The following is a 19,210-nucleotide window of genomic DNA, read 5'->3' as shown; positions in this document are numbered from 1 at the left end:
AACACTTTGAGCAGTTTGAAAAAAGAACCCAAGCTATTTTTGACTGAGGTTCAGAGCGACAAATTAGTATTTATAACGTACTGCTAGGCTATAGTTCGCAGGTGCGGCATAGAAACCTTGTGCATCCGGGAAGTTAAATAAATATTTTTCATTGGTGATATTATTGGCATTGGCTTGTACTGTGAAATGATCATTAATCTCATAACTTGCCATCAAATTAACCAAGGCATAGGCATTTTGACGAATGGTTCCGGCATTCTGGGTGACTAATCCAGCAGCATCTGCTGTTTCGGGTACATCCAAATAGGTTTTATCTTGCCATTGTACGCCCGCGCCAATTTTTAGTTGTGGCAACTGTGGGACAGTATAAGTCGTGAGTAAATTAAACATCTGGTTTGGGTTATAAGTTCTGGCTTTGCCGCCGTTAATCAGGTCTTTCAGACTGAACAGGGTATAACCGAATGAAACATTTAAGTTGTCGGTCAGTCGACCCGCTAAACCGAATTCATAACCTTGTGAACGTAAATCACTGACTTGTACTTTGCGATTGATCGGCAAACCATCAGAGTTTCGCAGGGGGTAATTACTTTCTTCAGTTCTGAAAATGGCCATTGAGCCAGTCAACCGGTCATCTAACCATGAGCTTTTTAGTCCCATTTCATAGCTTTCACCTTCAATCGGTTTATTTAAGCTGCCATCCAAAGCTCGGGTGGTTTGGGGACGGAAAATCGAACTGTAACTGATGTAACCTGTGTATTCCGGGGTGAAATTGTAGGTTAAACCGGCATAAGGCAGGACTTTATCTTCATCATAAGACATGTCCGTACCATAACTGCTTCCCTTACTGTCAGCTTGTATATAATTTGCACCCAGAATCATTTTCAAGTCATCATTCAAATGCAAACGCGTTGCTGTATAGTAACTTTGCAAAGTTTGTCCCGTATGTGCTTCGCCACTGCTCTGAGACATATTCCAGGTCGGTTCGGCAGGCGTCCAGCTGGATAAATCGCTGGTGAGGTGATTGGCATAACTGCCACCATAGCCCAAGCCATTTATATGATTTTCTGCCCAGCTATAACCGAGTACGGCTTCATGACGTTGTCCAAATAGGGGAAATGTCCCTTGCGCATTGATACTGGCTTGACGTTCTTTATCATCATCCATATACATGCCTGGCCAGAGATAAATCCCTGAGGTATTGTCGCTACCCGGGTTGCCAGAAAGGTACAAGAGTTTGGAGTTGCGGGTAGTCTGGGTTTCATCATAATTCAGCTTAATTTCCCAGTCCCCAGCCAGTTGCTGTTTTAATTCTGCAAAATAATTTTTAACGTTACTGTCCCAAGAGGTCCAGTCGGGGCTGTAATTATAGGAACGCGGATAACTCAGTTGTTCACCCATGGTGTTGATTAACGGGTTAGCACCCCAGTTGTTCCCATCTGACTTACTGTTGGTTTCAGAATAGCCCATTGTAAATAAAGTGGTGTCAGTCAGATCAGCTTCTACAATCGCCCCGATGCCGTTTTTTTCCTGAGCGTAATGGACCAGGTAAGAGTCACCTGTCTGTTGATAACCAAATACTCGCCCACGAACTCGTCCATCTTCAGTTAATGCAGCAGAAGCATCTGCTTCATAACGCTGAGTATCCCAAGATCCATAACTGGCAGAAACGGAAGCTTGCAAATCGCGGGTAGGGCGTTTACGAATCATATTGATGGTGGCACTTGGATCACCGATACCATTGCTCAAGGAGTCTGCACCTTTGACCACTTCAATCCGGTCATAAAGAAAAGTGTCCGGATTGCTGTTGTTGTAGTTATAACTTCCTAAGGGGAATCCGACACCATCAACCTGAATATTGGAGATTTCAAAACCGCGCGATAGGTAGGAAGTACGATCAGTTTCCTGATTGCTGACGCTCACGCCGGGAGTATTTCTTAGAACGTCACGCGTGCTGGTAATTGCAAAATCATCAAGTTGCTGACGCGTCACGATATTAATAGTTTGAGGTGTTTCTTTGGTTGCTAAATTCAGCTTGGTCGCATTACTACTATTTTTAACAATGTAGGCTTTGGTTTTTTCTGAACTCTCCTCGCTATTAGCTGATTGAGCTTGTAATTGAATGGTCGATAAGGTTTGTACCTCCTCAGCAAAACTAGATTGCACGCCAAGCAGGGCCAAGCTGAGAAGTGACAGTTTGAAATTGTGGGAAAGAAAGGGAGTTATTGTTTGCATGATTAAATAATAATGTAAATGATTATCGTTTATATTAGTATTAATTATAGTTAACCTCAATATTGAGGCAATTGGTATTTCGGATAGATCATTAATAGGAAAATGATAATTTAGATGGTATTAAGCCGCTAAAGCGTTATTAATTTTGCATCTGTTGCTATAGAGAAGATTTAAAATAGATGTATATGTTAAAATACCGATAATTTTACAGAGGGTAAAAGTCTTGCAAAATCGGAAGCTTAAAATCGGTATAGTGGTCGGAGAAGTATCGGGGGATACGCTTGGTGCTAAACTCATCCGTAGTTTTCGTGAGCAAGGAATTGATGCCGAATTTGAAGGCATTGGTGGACCTCAAATGAGAGCAGAAGGCTTCAAGAGTTATTATCCGATGGATATTTTATCGGTGATGGGGATTATTGAAGTCTTAAAAGATCTTAAAAAGCTTTTCGCAGTCCGTGATGGATTGGTAGACACATGGACAAAAGATCCCGTCGATATATTTGTAGGGATTGATGCACCAGACTTTAATTTGCGTTTATCTAAAAGCTTGAAACAGCACAATCTGCCGATTAAAACCGTACAGTATGTCAGTCCTTCGGTTTGGGCATGGCGTCAGGGACGGGTACATGGCATTAAAGCCAGTATTGATTTGGTGCTATGTCTATTCCCGTTTGAAAAAGCCTTTTATAAGCAATTTGATGTTCGCGCTGCTTTTGTTGGTCATCCATTAGCAAGTCAACTGCCGCTCACGAATCCGCTTATTGAAGCAAAAAATGAGTTGGGTCTAAATGTTGAACATAAACATATTGCACTTTTACCGGGTAGCCGCCGTGGTGAAATTGAAAGACTGGGGCCCTTGGTGCTGGATGCAGCCAGAATCGTGGGTCAGAAGCACCCTGAATATATATTTTTAATTCCTGCAATTAATGATGCACGCAAACAGCAGATTGAAGCTTTATTAAAACAATATCCTGCTGATTTTGTGGCTAAAGTTTGCTTGATGGAAAATACGGATACAGAATCGAAAATTGGTCGTCAGGTCATGAATGCTTCCAATATTGTGGCCTTGGCATCCGGAACGGCCACTTTAGAGGCAATGTTATTACATCGTCCGATGGTGACGTTTTATAAGTTAAATTGGCTGACTTATGTGGTGATCAAATTCCTGATCAAAATTCCTTATTATTCTTTACCCAATATTATTGCCGGTAAAAAAATCATTCGAGAATTGATTCAGAGTGATGCAACGCCAGAAAATTTAGCTGTTGAAATTGAAAAATTGATGAATATTGAAACTGCACAAATTCAGGCCATGCAGCACATCACCATGCATAAGAAATTACTTTCCGGAAATAGTGAAGATCCTGTTCAAGCGATTTTGAATACCTTAGATGCTGTGAACATATCCAACCCAGAATGATTTACTGAAATTGTTGACGATACTGACTCGGGGTTAAATCAAACAGCCGCTTAAAGGTTTGGCTAAATGCAGTTTCAGAAGAATAGCCAACGCGATGGGCAATTTGTTGAATTGACAATTGTCCTTCGCGTAAATGTTGTGATGCCAAACGGAAACGATATTGCTGTAAATATGCCAACGGTGTTTCACCTACAATATTGCTAAATAAAGTGGCAAATTTTGAGCGCGACATACAGCATTGTTCTGCCAAACTTTCCACGGTCCAGGCCTGTTCCGGTTTGCCGTGAATGGCGGCCAAAGCATTCGCCAGTTCGGTATGTGCCAAAGCTCTGAGCCAATTATTGGAATCCTTTAATTGCGCGATGTAGTCACGGACACATTCAATAAATAAAATACTGACCAAATGGTCCAAAATTTTGTCACGACCCGGCCGAATTTGATAGGCTTCAACCGCCAAAAAATGTAAGCCAATTTGTAGCCATTCCGGTGCGGTACTGCCGGTAATATGGTGAATATGAATATAGTTGGGTAAGGCATTGAGTAGAGGACGCGCCATAATCGTATCGATATGACAACGAATCGCTAAAATGAGAGCAGGCTCACCGCTTGCACTTCCAAACTCGATGGTTTCTTGCCTTTTTCGATCAAAAAGTTCAGTAATATTTAAGGCTTCAACCAAATTACTTTTATCATTGTTATGGCAAGAGTGGTTTTTTCCTGAAGGGATCAGCACCAAATCACCCGCTTCGACCTGAAGTTGGGTTTGTGGATTCAGCTGAATCGTCATATTGCCAACCAGAACCACATAGCCAATCATGGCATCTTGTTCCTGATAAGAATAGGCCCAGTCACCTTGCGGTTTTAAATAAATATATTCAGATTTATTAAGATGAATATCATCAAAAATTTTACTTAAAGCATCCATGGCTTATCGTTCTGTCATCATCTAGTAAAAATTATAAAAGTTTAAATTACTCAAGCATGTGTTTTCAGGCCACATATTGGCTATTGATGCCAAGGACGTTTGCATAGCTTTTTTGGACGTTTAAAACTGTTCTTGATGGCCTATTTCTAGAAATATAACGGTAGAACAAAAAATAGGGAAGACCGCGAGCATGAATGCACCAGTAAATTTAAATCAAGCAACAATTCAAACCCTTCCAACTGCTTCAGGTTTAGCACTGGATAAAAAACGCTATTGGTGGTTACTAAGCCCGGGTTTACCTGTCATTGGCATGGGTATTCTGGCAGGCTATCAGTTTGGTCCTAAAGTGACAAAAAAAATATTTGCTTTGGGTGGTCCTTTATTACTGCATGTGATTATTCCCAGTATCGATTCAATCGTAGGCAAAGACAATAACAACCCAAACGATGACCAAATTACCTCATTAGTTAACGATCCTTATTATGATCGTATTGTGAAACTGTTTATTCCTTTACAAATGGCAGCCAATCTATTTGCAGGCTATGTGGTGAGTCGTAAAGATACCTCTCTTTTAGATCAAATCCTGTTAGGGATTTCGATGGGAGCAATTAATGGCATTGGGGTAAATACTGCCCATGAATTGTCGCATCGCCCGAATAAAAAAGATCACTATTTTTCTCATGCCACGTTAATGCCGTTGTTTTATAACCATTTTCGGGTTGAGCATCCTTATGGACATCATAAACGTGCGGCAACACCTGAAGACCCGGCATCTTCTAAAATGGGGGAAACCTTCTATGAGTTTTGGCCAAGAACGGTATTTGGGGGTCTTAAATCAGCGGTTGAAATTGAAAAGAACCGTTTAAAACGCAAAGGTTTATCATTTTTTAGCAAGGAAAATGAACTACTTCAAGGCTGGGCGATGAGTGCGGGTTTTCATGCCACCATGTTGAAGCTGTTTGGTAAAGATGTGATTCCGTATTTGGTGACACAGGCTTTTTATGGAGTAAGCTTATTTGAAATTATTAACTACATTGAACATTACGGTTTAATGCGTGATAAAAAAGAAGACGGAACTTACACGCGTACCATGCCAGAGCATAGCTGGAATAATAATAACATTACCACCAATTTGTTTTTGTACCAGTTACAGCGTCATTCAGATCATCATGCATATCCTACACGTCCATTTCAGGCACTACGTAACTTTGATGAAGCGCCTGAATTGCCAAGTGGTTATGCAACCATGTTATTGCCAGCTTTAATTCCAGCGCTATGGTTTAAAATGATGGATAAACGCGTATTTGATCATTACGAGGGCGATTTAAATAAAGCCAATATTCATCCGAAACGCCGTGCGAAAATTTTCAAGAAATTTGGCGTGCTTGATCAGTTATTGAATAAAAAATAATAAAGTGAAGCGCATAACAAGTAATTTATTTGAAAGAAACTTTTAGTTGATAAATTATTTGAAAAAGCCCATTCGAGGGTGAATGGGCTTTTTACAACCTGCTATAGTATTGATTTTATATGACAATTTAATTAAATTTCGTATAACATGTATTATATTAATTGTAGGAAAACTGACATAATTGCCCTTCTTTTATTTACAGTAGATCAATGCCGAAATGTCGCAATATAGCAGCCCATAAAATGAAGATAAGAACAGTCATTACACAGCAAATGACTATAGATGGCCAAAATCCATAACGCTGATAAAGTATTGGGAATGCTAAGAACATAGGCAAGGTTGGCACCACATACCAAAATGTATACCAAGCATGATTTGAAATTTTTTGTGGATCTTGATCCTCAAGTTTCATCCATATCAGCACAAGTACCGTCACGATAGGCAAGGCTGCAATGAGTCCTCCTAAGCGGTCACTACGTTTAGCAACTTCTGAAATAAGTACAATCATACCTGCGGTAATAGCGTACTTAGTGATAAGCCAAACCATGTAAATGTCCTGTAGGAAAAATCCTATTTTATAGTTTGTTTAGTAGTATAGTTATTATAAGCAGTCAAACAAGGATGGATCTGATGTTCATTCCATCCATCAGAGTGTTTTTATTGTAAAACTTATATATTAATATAAATATCAATGACTTAAAAATTTAGATCTGAGCGAAAAATAGGCGATAATCCGGTTTTGAAACAACCTGATTATTTCTCAACCAATTCTGGTTTTTTTGCCAATAGAATTGATTGTTATTTAATCAAATTAAAGTTTGCTTCAATGTTTCTGGCTTTCCCAATGCAAAAAATACCCCCCCAATTTTTGCGGATGAGTTTGAGCATACCTTTTAATTTAATCAATTATGAAGGTTTTAGTTCGTAACAATTTAGGGCTATTTCCTCTCGTTTCGAATCCAGACAAGAGTATCTAAATACAAATTAGTATTGCAGCTAAGCTAATTGTATTGCCTGTACTAGCGTAGTTGAAATTATTAATGTTTAACACGCTCTAAATTAGTGCAATAATATGATGCAATTTAGACTGAGCCTTGAGTATCAATATGAATTTTTTAAAAAAGAAAAATAAAGCTAGTTTTGTATTCTTCATCATCACACTTTATTCATTCATCGGATTCGGTTTAGGTTACGTCATTTGGGAATATTTTTTATAAATCAGCAGTATGTAACGGCAGGGGGACTCTGAAGTGAGATAGAGTTTCCCACAATAAAATCTATAAGATTCAATGTGGAGTTGAAAATGAAACTTCAGTTTTTTTTGGTTTTTAATTTTACTTAATTCATCAATACAACCATTTAACATACAACTTTTATATAATCTGATTGTTAATTGCTCATATTCTCAGACAAAGAACCCGCATTATTAAGCTAAAAATAGCCTAAGCATGCTAAACATTGACTTTGAAAAAGCATATAATTTAGTGCTCCAGTTCTTTATATAATCGAAAAATGACACCTGCTTGCAAAATTTTAAAATCAAATAAAATCGAATTTTCTATCCATGAATATGAGCATAATCCCAATGCAAAAAGTTTTGGACTGGAAGCGGCTGAAAAGTTAAATTTAGAAGTCAAAGAAGTCTTTAAAACCTTACTGGTTACCGATGATAAAAATTATTATGTCGCTGTTTTGCCGGTTGCACATCAATTAAGTTTGAAGAAAATAGCTGCAGCGGTAGGGGCTAAAAAATTACATATGGCAGATCCTAAAGATGCCGAACGCTTAACTGGTTATTTGGTAGGTGGTATCAGTCCAGTCGGACAGAAAAATCGCTTAAAAACAGTGATTTGTAATAGTGCTACAGAGCTTGAATGTATATACATAAGTGGTGGAAGAAGAGGGCTGGATATAGGGGTTAAGCCTAGTGATCTGGCGCAGGTTTTGGGTGCTAAATTTGCTGATATTATTGATGAATAATCACATTATTTTTGGCTATTAATTTGAGTGTATTTTTAAGTGTTACTCACATTATTACTCACTTATGCAATTCCCATAAAAAAACAAAAGCCGCATTAAGCGGCTTTATGATTTGATTCTACATCAAGAATCACTGATTGAACATAAGAGTGAAGCCAAAAGCTTTTCCTCCCATTGATGATGAGATTGTAGAGGAATGGATTGGCGCAATCTGGTCGCATTATGTGATGAATAATTCGATTCGTGATATTGCCGCAAGCAGTGACACGTATATTTCGCAGATTCAGCAAGACATTAAATGCGGCTTGGCATTTATAAAATCTCGGTATCCTCATTTTACTTTTGATAAATTCACTAAAAAAATATTGGTTGATGAATGTGCTTGACTGTAAATACGGGGTATGGCATATTTCTGCTATAGTGATCGAAGTGTACGTAAAAGCACTAGATTAATTAAGAAGCTCATCGAAAGGTGGGCTTTTTTGACATTGTTTGTTCATAAAATTTAGTGATAATAACTTTTTTGTTTTTGAGCTTTACTTGAAATGGCAATTCTAACTGTCAAGAAATTAGATGATACTCTTAGTGAGTTAGCAGTTAACGGCAAAAAACCTGAAAAGATTTTGTTGGGTTATAAAGCATATGGCGAGCTAATCAATGATCGCGGCTTTTTTGAGGAAGTAGCAGGGTCGGCAATGGATCCAAACAAACGAAAATATAAAAATATTAAAATTAAGGTTACCCAAGACGAATACCAGTTTGAAGTGAAGTGTTCAAAGGAATAGATTTAAATATCAAGGAAAGCTCGGTCATTTGATCGGGCTTTTTTTATTGGAATGTATTGCTAATTACTTTGAAAAAAAACCTAGTAAAATAGTATGTATTCTCCAGTAAAGCTAATTCTTAGTTTCAGTCTGCGCCTTCCCCAAGTCGCAGGCTTTTTTTATTTAATTCTTTATACTTTGTTATTTGCTTTGAGGTGCTACCTTTTAATCACTCCAAAGAAATAGAAGATGATCTAGTAAAAAGAACAAAACAGGTTAATTAAATTACTCCGCTTAGCTCCCTTAGTTAAGCGGGCTTTTTATTGGTTTTTTAAATTGAATTTGAAAGTAATATTTTGCCAGTGATTGAAAATTAATTTTATATAAAATACGCGCCATAGAATCTATCGCTGTAGTTTCTGGTTTTTAGTTTTAGCCTCCCACCCTCGGGAGGTATTTTTTTGCCTAAAATTAAGGAGAAAATTATGCTCCGATTCTTAATGTGTTTATTTGGTTTACATGGCGTATCCGAAGTTGAATACCCGATTAAAGATAAAGAAACCAATGTTTGTCGGGATTGTTTGAAAGAAATTAAGTAATAATCAATCAAAAAATATACGATTAATTAAATTAATAATCATGCTTTTTGGTTTTCATGATATTGAAATAATTTGATTATATATTTAGTTAAAACAAAGCATAAATGCAAAAAAAATCTAAATTTTTAGCGCGAATTAGGCCTGTTTAATTTGGGAGAATTAAACAGATTTTTTATTGAAATATATTTATATTTTCCTTCCTTGTCGAACGTATTACGACACATAAACCCCGCTCAATAATAATTTGGCGGGGTTTTTCTTTTCTTATTGGTGGTACCCATGACAGATCGTGTACAAGCTAAAAAAGATTTGCAGTTCTGTTGTGATGAACTGAGTAAATATCAGAACTTGAGTCGTTCAGGTTTATCGCGTGGTGAAATGATGACCATTGATGGAATCATGATCCGATTAAAAGAACAGATTAAAAATTTACGTACAGTTTTACACGTATGATTAATTGCTAAATTGACATGAATTAATTACAGTTGTTATTCAATAATTAATAACAACTAATATTAAGGTAAATTAATATGTTAATTAAACATAAAGACAAGATTGTAAATCTGGATAATGTTACTCATATAAAGTTAAATGATAAGACGCTTAAGGTTATTTTTTATTTTACAGAAAATCATACCTGTAGTTTTTCATTTGAATCGCTCGAGGATTTCTCAGTTTTCGTTTCTAATCTTAAGGCAAAAGAATTAGCGTAAGTGTTGTAAATCAGAATAGGCCTCCTTCGGGAGGTTTTTTAATGGGCGCAATTTATGGATATAGATGACTATTTCTGGACAACCAAGAAACGCCCACATAAAACAAAACCACGAACCAAACCATTACCTAAGGCAAAAGAAAAATACTTAGAAGCAGAAGAAGATTTTGAACATGCATTGAATGTATTTGGAATCAAATATGAAAAGAAATTTCAGTTTAAATCTACCAAACATTGGCGTTTTGATTTTCATTTAATAGAGCACAGAATTTTAGTCGAGATTTCTGGTGGTCCTTGGTCGGGTGGGCGTGGTGGAAAGCTTAAAAACAAGGCTTGGAGTCTGGATCGTTACGATGATGCTGCCGAGATGGGTTTTACAGTCGTTAGATTAGAATCTGCCCCATCATTTAAAGATATTGAGTCGGGACCATTGCAAATAAAGTCTCACTTAGCGTCACAGTGGCTTAAGAATTTGAAAGGGCGTATTTTCAATGGAACAGATCAGACCATTCCCACCGACTGATTTAATTGATCGGGCTGAAGAACAAGAAGCAATTCTGCTTGCACCAGCCGCAGATCTAAAAGAATGGGTAGTAAAAAACTGGCTGACCATTGGTGGTGAATTACATAACCCGGATCACGATCATGTTGCTGAGCTGCTGCATGACAATGAAGAGTTTCTTGCATTCGCCTGGGCATCATCTGCATGTGTGGCTAAAAAGCGTATGGTACTAGGCCAGTGTGAAAAAGTGATGTTTAATCAGGGTGGCTGGAAGAAGGCACGCCAGGAACAACAGATGCGTGACTGGTTCGGCTTTGTCCCTCAATACTTGATTACTGTTGATGCTGCATTTTGTGAGCAAACTTCTGATCGTGAATTTTGTCGTTTGATTGAACATGAGCTATATCACATCGGTGTTGAACGTGATGCAGATGGTGAAATCATTTATAGCGATATGACTGGACTACCCAAGCATTACCTGGCTGGCCACGATGTTGAAGTGTTCTTTGGCGAGACAAAACGATGGGGTGCGGATGAGTCTGTAAAACGACTTTTGGAAATTGCCAAGAATGCGCCATTCGTATCAGAAACTAATATTGCTGCGTGTTGTGGGAACTGTGTGATTAATTGAGCCTAAGGGCTCTTTTTTTGGCCTATCTTGTTTTACGTGGTTTTACAAAGGGGTAGTTATGGCAACATTAAGGGAGCCTATAAAAATCTTTATAGTTCAGTCTCTTGCTTGCTTTGATACACCTCAACAGGTAGCTGATGCTGTAAAACAAGAATTTGGTATTGAAATTGAGCGTCAGCAGGTTGCAGCCTATGACCCAACCAAGCCCACTGGAAAGAATCTCAGTAAAAAATTAAAGGATTTATTTGAACGTACACGTAAAGACTTTCGTAAGAATGTTGAAGATATTGCGATAGCTAATAAAGCATTTCGTTTGCGTGAGCTTCAGAAAATGTATGACGATTCTGGAAAAAATAAACGAGCAAAACAAAACCTGCTGAAACAAGCCTTTCAAGAGACAGATGGTCGTGTGACCAAACAGGAAATCACCGGTAAAGATGGTGGTCCTATTCAACAAGAAACCAAGAACTCACCCCAATACACACCAGAGCAACTTGCAGGCATGACCGCGCAAGAGCTTTCACGTTTGGCAATTAATGGCAAGTTATGACTTATGCACTTGAAGAAATAGCGCCACTAATTAAAGAGTGGACGATCAACACGCGTCTACCTGAAGTCATTGCTGAGATGACAAGGCGTTATTACTACAAAGCAGTAACTGAGCAGAGTGAACTAAGCAAACAGGCAGAGATCTATAAGTGCAGTAAAGACCCGGTACATTGGTTTAATAACTGGATCTGGACATACGATCCCCGAGGCATGGCCTTTGGCTTACCTGCGAATATCCCTTTTGTATTGCGGCCTAAGCAGGTTGAATTGGTGCACTGGTTGCTTGAACGAGAGGGTAGTCAGACTCACGGCTTAATTGAAAAATCTCGTGATGAGGGGATGAGTTACGTTGTGCTCGGATTCTTTTTACATCGATGGTTATTTATCGAAGGCTTTGCCGGTGGTGTAGGGAGTCGTAAAGAGGAACTTGTAGATAAACGTGGTGACCCAAAAACACTACTGCATAAGTTTCGGGATATGTTTAGCAAGATGCCGGACTGGATGAAGCCTGAAAACTTTTCAGTACGTGATCATGATAACTACATGCGTATTGTGAACCCTGACAACGGTGCAACCATTACCGGTGAAGCCGGTGACAATATTGGCCGTGGTGGTCGTACATCAATGTACTTTCTTGATGAATGGGCATTCGTCGAACGCCAGGAAGCTGTAGATGCTGCAATCTCTCAAAATACAAACGTTCATATTAAGGGATCTACTCCAAACGGTATCGGAGATAGATTCCATCGTGATCGTTTTAGCGGTCGCTATTCTGTCTTTACTATGCCTTGGCGTGATAACCCGGATAAGAACTGGCAGGTCGATCTACGTGGCAAACTGATTTACCCATGGTATGAAAAACAACTGGCCACATTGGATGAAGTGGTATTAGCCCAAGAGGTTGATATTAACTATGCCGCATCGGTTGAAGGTGTATTGATTCCTTCCGTATGGGTGCAGGCTGCCATTGATGCTCACAAGAAACTTAATATTGAACCTACTGGTGATCGTATTGGGGCGTTAGACGTTGCAGACGAGGGGCGAGATAAGAACTCTTTTGCAGGTCGTCATGGCATTGTTTTGGAATACTTGGAGTCATGGTCTGGTAAAGGCGATGACATCTTTGGTACTACACAAAAAACCATGGATACCTGTATTGATGATAACTACGGTCTGCTTTATTACGATGCCGACGGCTTAGGCGCTGGCGTTCGTGGTGATGCTCGTGTGATCAATGAGAAACAGCGTGAAATAGGTGGTGTAGAGATTACCGTTGAATCATTCCGAGGTTCTGCATCCGTTCATGATCCTGAAGGTGAAATGGTGGAGAAGCGTAAAAATAAAGACTTCTTTGCAAATCTCAAGGCTCAGTCTTGGTGGTCATTACGCATGAGATTCCAAAATACTTATCGTGCTTTAAAAGGCATGGAGTACGAACCAGACAATCTAATTTCACTATCTAGTGAGATTGATAAAAATGAGTTTGATCAACTGATCATGGAATTATCACAACCGACCTACATGAAAAACGGTGTCGGAAAAATCTTAGTCAATAAGCAGCCTGATGGCGCCGTCTCTCCCAACCGGGCTGATAGTGTGATGATCTGCTTTAACCCTGCAATTTCCGATATGGCTATATGGGATAAGCTCTAACCGAGACATAAAATGAAATTCACAAATATTTTTACCGCAGATGGTTTTCAAAACTTTGCTGCGCGACTCGGCTTGGGCGCAGGAAGTCAACAAGACCAATCAGGTTATGGCTTTGATTTTCTCAGTCGTGACCGATTAAAACTTGAGGCTATGTATCGATCAAGTTGGATCGTAGGTCAAGTGGTTGATGTTGTAGCTGAGGATATGACCCGGGAAGGGATCAATCTTCGTGGATTGGAAGACCCTAAGGATGCAGAGCTGATTCAGGCAAAATTGGATGATCTGGAAATCTGGAATGAGATTACCAATGTGATCAAGTGGGGGCGGCTTTATGGTGGTGCCATTGCCGTAATGCTGGTGGATGGCCAGAACGTAAGCACACCATTAAATATTGATACGGTATCTAAAGACCAATTTAAAGGATTGATGGTGCTGGATCGGTGGCTTGTTCAGCCCACTTTACAAGACCTGGTGACTGAATATGGTCCTGATTTTGGTATGCCTAAATATTACGATGTGATTGCGGACTCGTTGGGGTTATCCAATCAGCGTATTCACTATTCTCGTATTATCCGATTCGATGGTGTGGATCTACCTTACTGGCAACGTATAGCTGAAAACCTTTGGGGGCAGTCAGTCATTGAGCGCCTACTAGACCGTTTGGTTGCATTTGACAGCACGACTACTGGTATTGCCCAACTTGTCTATAAGGCGCATTTACGCACCTACAAGGTTAAAGGGCTGCGTTCCATTATTGCGGCAGGTGGCAAGGCTTTAGAGGGCCTAGTAAAACAGATGGAGCATATTCGTCTATGGCAATCCAATGAGGGGATGACTCTCATGGATTCCGAGGATGAATTTGAAGCCCATTCTTATAGCTTCTCAGGACTTGATGCCGTTCTACTTCAGTTTGGCCAACAACTTTCAGGCGCATCACAAATTCCATTAGTTCGCCTATTTGGTCAATCTCCTGCAGGTATGAATGCCACTGGTGAATCAGACCTAAGCAACTACTACGACAATATCAATCAACAGCAAGAACGTCGAATGCGTACAGGGCTTGGCAAACTTTTGAAGATTGTCTCTCTGTCTGCACTTGGTAAAAAATTACCTGATTCATTCAACTTTGATTTTGCTTCCCTATGGCAAATGGATGATGTGCAAAAAGCTGATGTAGCTACCAAAATTACAGATGCTGTTTGTAAGGCCGAAGACCAAGGTTTGATTACGCAAAAAACAGCATTGAAGGAACTTCGCCAGTCGAGTGAAATCACCGGTATTTTCTCCAACATTACCGATGATGATATTGAAGCTGCAAACGACGATCCACCGGCACCAGTGAGTGATCCAGATGAAACAACCAATTCGACACACACCGAACCGGGCAAGGAAAGTGGAAATCAAGTACGGGAGACAGTTGAGGCAGATATCTAGTTATATCGATTCAATTGTTAAAGGTTTTGATGTTCAGGATGAAACGGTCTACCCCTCAATGGTCACAGCTTTGCGCAAGTATGCTGAAACCTTAGATGTATGGGCTCGTCATGCATCTGGAAAAATCTTGATGGATGTGGCCTTACGTGATGAGCGTACTTGGCTGATCTATGCACAGGATATGTCGAGAGGTATTAAGGATCAGATCAGGAATACCGATATAGGCGCGGCATATCAAAAACTGCTAAATGACCAGGTAAATCTAATCAAGTCATTACCCCTTAATGCTGCACAACGCATTCAAGACTTGGCCACACGTGCAGTCATTGAAGGCGGTCGATCTGATGAAATCTCAGGTTTGATCATGGCTATTGGTGGTGTCACTAAGGCACGAGCAAATACCATTGCACGTACTGAAGTATCACGAGCTACAACACTGTTCACACAGGCACGTGCTGAAGCATTGGGTAGTGATGGTTATATCTGGCGAAGTTCTGAAGATAGCGATGTACGGCATGATCATAATGAATTGAATGGTCAGTTCGTGCCATGGGATAAGCCACCGATTGCAGACAAGCGCACTGGTACGCGCGCCCATGCCGGTTGTATTTGGAATTGTCGCTGTTATCCAGAACCAGTTATTCCGGAAGATTAAATATGTTCAAGAAAAAACATACAAAGGATCGACAAACTAAAGATCGATCCAATTTTTACACCGTTGGCAAACTTGGTAAGACACGCGAAGTCACACCGGAAGGCTATTTGCTATGTCGTGATGTAGCGATTGCCTGCACTGGCAGCTTGCTTTATGGCGAGGGTGAAGTACCTGTAACTGCGGATGCCGGTCTTATTGTTATTACTCGTGGCGATGATGATTTATTCAGTCCTCAAACAATTTCAAGTTTTGAGGGTAAGCCAGTCACAAACGACCATCCAGATACTTGGGTTGCTCCCGAGAACTGGAAGAATCTAGCGAAAGGTGTGGCGCAGAACGTTCGTCGTGGTGAAGGTGTTGAAGATCATTTATTGATTGCAGATTTACTTATCCAAGATCAAGAAGCCATTAATGCCGTTCAAGAAGGCAAGGTGGAAATTTCTCTAGGCTACGATGCTGATTATCAGGAAATCAGTAAGGGCAAAGGGGTTCAGAGCAACATTATTGGTAATCACGTTGCATTAGTAGACAAAGGGCGATGCGGTTCGCGTTGTTCAATTGGAGATACACAAATGGCTAAGGTAGTCAAAAAGAAGGTTAGCTTTGCTGATCGAATCCGTAACCTGGTGAAAACTAAGGATGCGGAAGAAGCTGAGAAATTAGCTAAAGCTGTTGAAGATGAAGAGCTGGATATTGAAACCAAAGACGGTGAAGATGATCCAGAAGACGATGATAAAGGCAAAACTGCTGATGCCGCTGTAAATCGTCAAATTCTTAAAATGCTTAAAACCATGGATTCTCGACTTGGTGCTTTGGAAAAGAAAAAAACCAAAGATTCGGATGACCCTGAAAAGAAAACCGAAGATGGTGACGATTCTGATGATGAGGCTAAAAAAACTGTAGACGATATTTTGGAAGCAGAAAAAGCTGGCAAAGCTGACGTAGGCACAACCTACACCGGTGACTCACTTCAAGACATTCGTTCACGTGCTGAAATTCTTGCACCAGGCTTAAAACTTCCAACAATGGATTCAACTGCGAAAGACGTTGGAAAAGTTGCAGATACAGCAAAACGTAATGCTTTGAAATTAGCTTATGCAACCGCTGATGGTCTTAAAACAATTGGTCCATTCGTGGGTGGTGCTAATGCAAATATTGATGCATTGCCTGTGCATACGATTGATGCTGCATTCATTGGTGCATCCGAACTCATCAAACAACAAAACAATTTGAAAGGCGTACGCACTGGTGTGACGACACGCGATTTTGGTCGCCAAGCGCCAACGATTGCGGACATTAACGCTAAAAACAAAGCTTTCTGGAATAAAGGACAGTAATCATGGGTAACTCATTTTTATACCGCATGCCTTCGGGCATTCCTGGTGATGTGTCACGTAAATCGCATTCAACCATTGAAGCTCAAATCACTATTGCAGGTTTTGCTGCATTTGGTCTATTTGGGAAAATGGATGCTAACGGTAAATTTGCCCCACTTACTGCAGGTGATACCGCTGCAAATGTTTATGGCCTTATCGTTCGTTCATATCCAACACAGACTGCACAAAATGCCTTGGGTGCTGCTGTACCGTCGGCAGGCTTTAATGATGTATTGCGCCGTGGCTATATGACTGTGAAATGTAATGCAGGTACTGCTAAAGCAGGTGGCAAAGTATTTGTACGTATCGCCACAGGTACGGAAGCAAAACCATTGGGTGGTATTGAAGCTGTTGCAGATGCGGCCAATACGATTGAAGTGAATGCAACGTTCATGCATGCGGCTGATGCAAACGGAAACGTGGAAATCTCTTACAACATCTAAATATAAACAACATGAACTGGGGCGCTTAGAGCGTCTTTTTTTATGTCTGTAGGAAAATAAAACATGAAGAAATTGATTTTAGGTGCTGCAGTTGGTACTGCAATGTCAGCTATTCGCGCACAAACGCGTGACCAGATGCTGACGTTTGACCAACGTACAGTAGATAGCTCTGGTGCATTCTTGGTTGGAGAGCTTGAACGCCTAGACCAAACCATGCACGAACCATTGGCAAGCGTCACATGGTCGCGTGATATTGATTTGCGTTCCGATGTATCGATTGCCGATGAAACATCATCTTTCACCAACTCTACTTTTGCTGCTGCAGGTGGTCCATCGGGTAGTGGTAAAGCATGGGTCGGTAAAAATACTGATGCTATTCAAGGTATCGCTTTGGATATTGGCAAAACTGCATCTCCATTGACTTTATGGGCTATGCAGATCGGCTATACACTGCCTGAACTTGAATCAGCTTTAAAAGTTGGTCGTCCAGTTGATGCGCAAAAACATGCAGGCTTAACGCTTAAATACAACATGGATGTGGATGAGCAAGTCTATATCGGTGATGCGCAATTAGGCTTAGAGGGTCTTGTGAACTCAAGCAAAGTTGGGGCAACTAACGTCACATCGACTTGGGCGACTGCTACACCTCAACAAATCTTAGATGATGTAAATCTTGTGTTGAATAACGCTTGGATCGCATCCGGCTTTGCTGTTTGTCCTGATAAATTGCTTTTACCGCCTGTTCAATATGGACAGCTGGTAAGTCGCATCGTGAGTGAGGCGGGCAATATCTCCATTATTGAATTCCTAAAAGTGAACTCTTTGGCGAACTCGGTGAATGGTAAGCCTTTGGATATTCAACCTTCAAAATGGTTGACTGGTCGAGGTGTTGGTACTACAGGCCGCATGATGGTTTATACACAATCAGAAAACCGCGTTCGTATGCCATTGGTGCCATTACAACGTACTCCACTTGAGTATCGTGATTTACGCCAATTGACGACTTACTTTGGTCGTATTGGTGCGGTTGAATGGGTATACCCTGAAACTGCTTATTACGCTGACGGTCTATAAGGAGCACTGACCATGACTAAACTTGTACAGATCCTTTTGACGAAAGAACTCGTTGTGAATCTTGGTAAAGATGAAAATGGTCAGCAAAAAACAGTAACCCTTCCTGCCGGTGTGCAGGAGGTGGAAACTGGAATTGCTGAACACTGGTTCGTCAAAGCACATTCGCAAGAAATCACCGCCTCTGCCGCAGCCAACAAAGAACTTCAAGATGCTCATGATGCACTGGTTGCAGAGCATGAAGCATTAAAAGTTCAGTCTGCTGCAGCTGATGTGAAAATTGCTGAACTAGAAAAATCGAGTCAGGGTAAAGATAAAGAAATCGAAGCATTAAAAGTTCAGTTGGCTAAGGCTCAAACACCGCCTGAAACAAAACCAGATCCAAAGGCTAAATAATGCTAGATGAATCTACCTTTCGGCAGACGATGCCAGCCTTCGCCAGTGTTGATGATTATCCATCGGCACAATTCAATTTTTACTTAAAACTTGGAGTAAAGCTGTTACCTGAAAGCCGTTGGGATGATTTATTGGATGACGGCTTAACCTTCTTCATTGCTCACTATTTAGTGCTATATGCGCGTGATATGGCTTTTGTGGATATCGGTGGCATTGGCGGCAAGGTGATCGGCAACGAGACATCTAAATCAGTTGATAGCGTGTCTAAGTCAATGGATGTATCGGCGATCTTAAATACCGAAGCAGGGCATTGGAATCAAACAACCTTTGGCATTCAGTTTTATCAACTCATGCAGATGATTGGCGCGGGTGGTATTCAGTTATGAGTGTGACTATGACCGGTGATGGTTTGGCTGGTATTTTCGAAGCCATTGAAAAGCTAACATCTCAGCTTTGC

At 40.3% G+C, this 19,210-nt stretch carries 20 protein-coding genes and 1 pseudogene; 18 read left to right on the top strand and 3 right to left on the bottom strand.

The features are described from left to right. Positions 1-63 precede the first annotated feature (63 nt). The gene (locus ACP69Y_RS07700) at positions 64-2,232 is read right to left on the bottom strand and encodes a TonB-dependent siderophore receptor (RefSeq protein ID WP_425917601.1); all 2,169 of its coding nucleotides are present in this window, start codon (positions 2,230-2,232) and stop codon (positions 64-66) included. 223 nt (positions 2,233-2,455) lie between these two features. Between ACP69Y_RS07700 and lpxB the strand changes: the two genes are divergently transcribed. Continuing rightward, entirely contained in the window at positions 2,456-3,652 is a 1,197-nt protein-coding gene (gene lpxB / locus ACP69Y_RS07695) for a lipid-A-disaccharide synthase (protein ID WP_425917599.1), read from the top strand. Position 3,653: 1 nt separating this feature from the next. On the opposite strand, the gene ACP69Y_RS07690 is transcribed toward lpxB, so the two are convergent. After that, positions 3,654-4,577, bottom strand: a complete 924-nt coding sequence (locus ACP69Y_RS07690; RefSeq protein ID WP_425917597.1) for a helix-turn-helix domain-containing protein — start codon at positions 4,575-4,577, stop codon at positions 3,654-3,656. Positions 4,578-4,767: 190 nt separating this feature from the next. On the opposite strand from ACP69Y_RS07690, the gene ACP69Y_RS07685 reads away from it, so the two are divergent. Further along, positions 4,768-5,988, top strand: coding sequence for an alkane 1-monooxygenase (locus ACP69Y_RS07685; RefSeq protein ID WP_425917595.1), 1,221 nt, complete (start codon positions 4,768-4,770; stop codon positions 5,986-5,988). Positions 5,989-6,184: 196 nt separating this feature from the next. Here ACP69Y_RS07685 and ACP69Y_RS07680 read toward each other — a convergent pair whose 3' ends face one another. Further along, a complete protein-coding gene (locus tag ACP69Y_RS07680; protein WP_425917593.1) occupies positions 6,185-6,535 on the bottom strand; it encodes a DUF3147 family protein in 351 nt (116 codons plus the stop codon). Positions 6,536-7,094: 559 nt separating this feature from the next. On the opposite strand from ACP69Y_RS07680, the gene ACP69Y_RS07675 reads away from it, so the two are divergent. From ACP69Y_RS07675 to ACP69Y_RS07600, 16 genes and pseudogenes are all read left to right on the top strand, one after another. Beyond that, entirely contained in the window at positions 7,095-7,205 is a 111-nt protein-coding gene (locus ACP69Y_RS07675) for a hypothetical protein (protein WP_086194801.1), read from the top strand. 295 nt (positions 7,206-7,500) lie between these two features. Next, positions 7,501-7,968, top strand: a complete 468-nt coding sequence (gene ybaK, locus ACP69Y_RS07670; protein ID WP_425917591.1) for a Cys-tRNA(Pro) deacylase — start codon at positions 7,501-7,503, stop codon at positions 7,966-7,968. A gap of 173 nt (positions 7,969-8,141) precedes the next feature. Then, positions 8,142-8,354, top strand: a pseudogene (locus ACP69Y_RS07665) (hypothetical protein); the annotation flags it as partial. Between the two features lie 159 nt (positions 8,355-8,513). Further along, positions 8,514-8,753 (top strand): hypothetical protein, encoded by a 240-nt coding sequence (locus ACP69Y_RS07660; RefSeq protein ID WP_425917589.1) that lies wholly within the window; start codon positions 8,514-8,516, stop codon positions 8,751-8,753. Between the two features lie 857 nt (positions 8,754-9,610). Next, on the top strand, positions 9,611-9,784 hold the full coding sequence (locus ACP69Y_RS07655; RefSeq protein ID WP_425917588.1) for a hypothetical protein: 174 nt from the start codon (positions 9,611-9,613) through the stop codon (positions 9,782-9,784). A gap of 314 nt (positions 9,785-10,098) precedes the next feature. Next, positions 10,099-10,566: a hypothetical protein gene (locus ACP69Y_RS07650; protein WP_425917586.1), complete on the top strand. Its 468-nt coding sequence runs from the start codon at positions 10,099-10,101 to the stop codon at positions 10,564-10,566. After that, positions 10,535-11,176, top strand: coding sequence for a putative metallopeptidase (locus ACP69Y_RS07645; RefSeq protein ID WP_425917584.1), 642 nt, complete (start codon positions 10,535-10,537; stop codon positions 11,174-11,176). The genes ACP69Y_RS07650 and ACP69Y_RS07645 overlap by 32 nt, the downstream gene beginning before the upstream one ends. A gap of 58 nt (positions 11,177-11,234) precedes the next feature. Continuing rightward, positions 11,235-11,726: a DUF2280 domain-containing protein gene (locus ACP69Y_RS07640; RefSeq protein ID WP_425917583.1), complete on the top strand. Its 492-nt coding sequence runs from the start codon at positions 11,235-11,237 to the stop codon at positions 11,724-11,726. Then, the gene (locus ACP69Y_RS07635) at positions 11,723-13,378 is read left to right on the top strand and encodes a terminase (RefSeq protein WP_425917581.1); all 1,656 of its coding nucleotides are present in this window, start codon (positions 11,723-11,725) and stop codon (positions 13,376-13,378) included. The genes ACP69Y_RS07640 and ACP69Y_RS07635 overlap by 4 nt, the downstream gene beginning before the upstream one ends. A gap of 12 nt (positions 13,379-13,390) precedes the next feature. Then, on the top strand, positions 13,391-14,812 hold the full coding sequence (locus tag ACP69Y_RS07630) for a DUF1073 domain-containing protein (RefSeq protein WP_425917579.1): 1,422 nt from the start codon (positions 13,391-13,393) through the stop codon (positions 14,810-14,812). A gap of 58 nt (positions 14,813-14,870) precedes the next feature. Further along, entirely contained in the window at positions 14,871-15,467 is a 597-nt protein-coding gene (locus tag ACP69Y_RS07625) for a phage minor head protein (protein ID WP_425917647.1), read from the top strand. A gap of 2 nt (positions 15,468-15,469) precedes the next feature. Beyond that, entirely contained in the window at positions 15,470-16,804 is a 1,335-nt protein-coding gene (locus tag ACP69Y_RS07620) for a DUF2213 domain-containing protein (RefSeq protein WP_425917577.1), read from the top strand. 2 nt (positions 16,805-16,806) lie between these two features. Further along, positions 16,807-17,286, top strand: a complete 480-nt coding sequence (locus tag ACP69Y_RS07615) for a structural cement protein Gp24 (RefSeq protein ID WP_425917575.1) — start codon at positions 16,807-16,809, stop codon at positions 17,284-17,286. 63 nt (positions 17,287-17,349) lie between these two features. Then, on the top strand, positions 17,350-18,360 hold the full coding sequence (locus tag ACP69Y_RS07610) for a DUF2184 domain-containing protein (protein WP_425917573.1): 1,011 nt from the start codon (positions 17,350-17,352) through the stop codon (positions 18,358-18,360). A gap of 12 nt (positions 18,361-18,372) precedes the next feature. After that, positions 18,373-18,753: an STY1053 family phage-associated protein gene (locus ACP69Y_RS07605; RefSeq protein ID WP_425917572.1), complete on the top strand. Its 381-nt coding sequence runs from the start codon at positions 18,373-18,375 to the stop codon at positions 18,751-18,753. Beyond that, complete coding sequence (locus tag ACP69Y_RS07600; protein WP_425917570.1) at positions 18,753-19,139, top strand: DUF4054 domain-containing protein; 387 nt, start codon at positions 18,753-18,755, stop codon at positions 19,137-19,139. Before ACP69Y_RS07605 ends, ACP69Y_RS07600 begins: the two co-directional genes overlap by 1 nt. The last annotated feature ends 71 nt before the right edge of the window (positions 19,140-19,210 follow it).

Origin of the sequence: Acinetobacter sp. TSRC1-2 (genome assembly GCF_049895885.1) — a bacterium.
Taxonomy (GTDB): Bacteria; Pseudomonadota; Gammaproteobacteria; order Pseudomonadales; family Moraxellaceae; genus Acinetobacter.
The sequence above is the reverse complement of the archived record's forward strand: the minus strand, read 5'-3'. Positions and strand labels throughout refer to the sequence as shown.

Coding starts and splice junctions, on each gene's coding strand:
- ACP69Y_RS07700 (WP_425917601.1), bottom strand. CDS start 2,232: ATGCAAACAATAACTCCCTTTCTTTCCCACAATTTCAAACTGTCACTT.
- ACP69Y_RS07690 (WP_425917597.1), bottom strand. CDS start 4,577: ATGGATGCTTTAAGTAAAATTTTTGATGATATTCATCTTAATAAATCT.
- ACP69Y_RS07685 (WP_425917595.1), top strand. CDS start 4,768: ATGAATGCACCAGTAAATTTAAATCAAGCAACAATTCAAACCCTTCCA.
- ACP69Y_RS07680 (WP_425917593.1), bottom strand. CDS start 6,535: ATGGTTTGGCTTATCACTAAGTACGCTATTACCGCAGGTATGATTGTA.
- ACP69Y_RS07675 (WP_086194801.1), top strand. CDS start 7,095: ATGAATTTTTTAAAAAAGAAAAATAAAGCTAGTTTTGTATTCTTCATC.
- ybaK (WP_425917591.1), top strand. CDS start 7,501: ATGACACCTGCTTGCAAAATTTTAAAATCAAATAAAATCGAATTTTCT.
- ACP69Y_RS07660 (WP_425917589.1), top strand. CDS start 8,514: ATGGCAATTCTAACTGTCAAGAAATTAGATGATACTCTTAGTGAGTTA.
- ACP69Y_RS07655 (WP_425917588.1), top strand. CDS start 9,611: ATGACAGATCGTGTACAAGCTAAAAAAGATTTGCAGTTCTGTTGTGAT.
- ACP69Y_RS07650 (WP_425917586.1), top strand. CDS start 10,099: ATGGATATAGATGACTATTTCTGGACAACCAAGAAACGCCCACATAAA.
- ACP69Y_RS07645 (WP_425917584.1), top strand. CDS start 10,535: ATGGAACAGATCAGACCATTCCCACCGACTGATTTAATTGATCGGGCT.
- ACP69Y_RS07640 (WP_425917583.1), top strand. CDS start 11,235: ATGGCAACATTAAGGGAGCCTATAAAAATCTTTATAGTTCAGTCTCTT.
- ACP69Y_RS07635 (WP_425917581.1), top strand. CDS start 11,723: ATGACTTATGCACTTGAAGAAATAGCGCCACTAATTAAAGAGTGGACG.
- ACP69Y_RS07630 (WP_425917579.1), top strand. CDS start 13,391: ATGAAATTCACAAATATTTTTACCGCAGATGGTTTTCAAAACTTTGCT.
- ACP69Y_RS07625 (WP_425917647.1), top strand. CDS start 14,871: ATGGTCACAGCTTTGCGCAAGTATGCTGAAACCTTAGATGTATGGGCT.
- ACP69Y_RS07620 (WP_425917577.1), top strand. CDS start 15,470: ATGTTCAAGAAAAAACATACAAAGGATCGACAAACTAAAGATCGATCC.
- ACP69Y_RS07615 (WP_425917575.1), top strand. CDS start 16,807: ATGGGTAACTCATTTTTATACCGCATGCCTTCGGGCATTCCTGGTGAT.
- ACP69Y_RS07610 (WP_425917573.1), top strand. CDS start 17,350: ATGAAGAAATTGATTTTAGGTGCTGCAGTTGGTACTGCAATGTCAGCT.
- ACP69Y_RS07605 (WP_425917572.1), top strand. CDS start 18,373: ATGACTAAACTTGTACAGATCCTTTTGACGAAAGAACTCGTTGTGAAT.
- ACP69Y_RS07600 (WP_425917570.1), top strand. CDS start 18,753: ATGCTAGATGAATCTACCTTTCGGCAGACGATGCCAGCCTTCGCCAGT.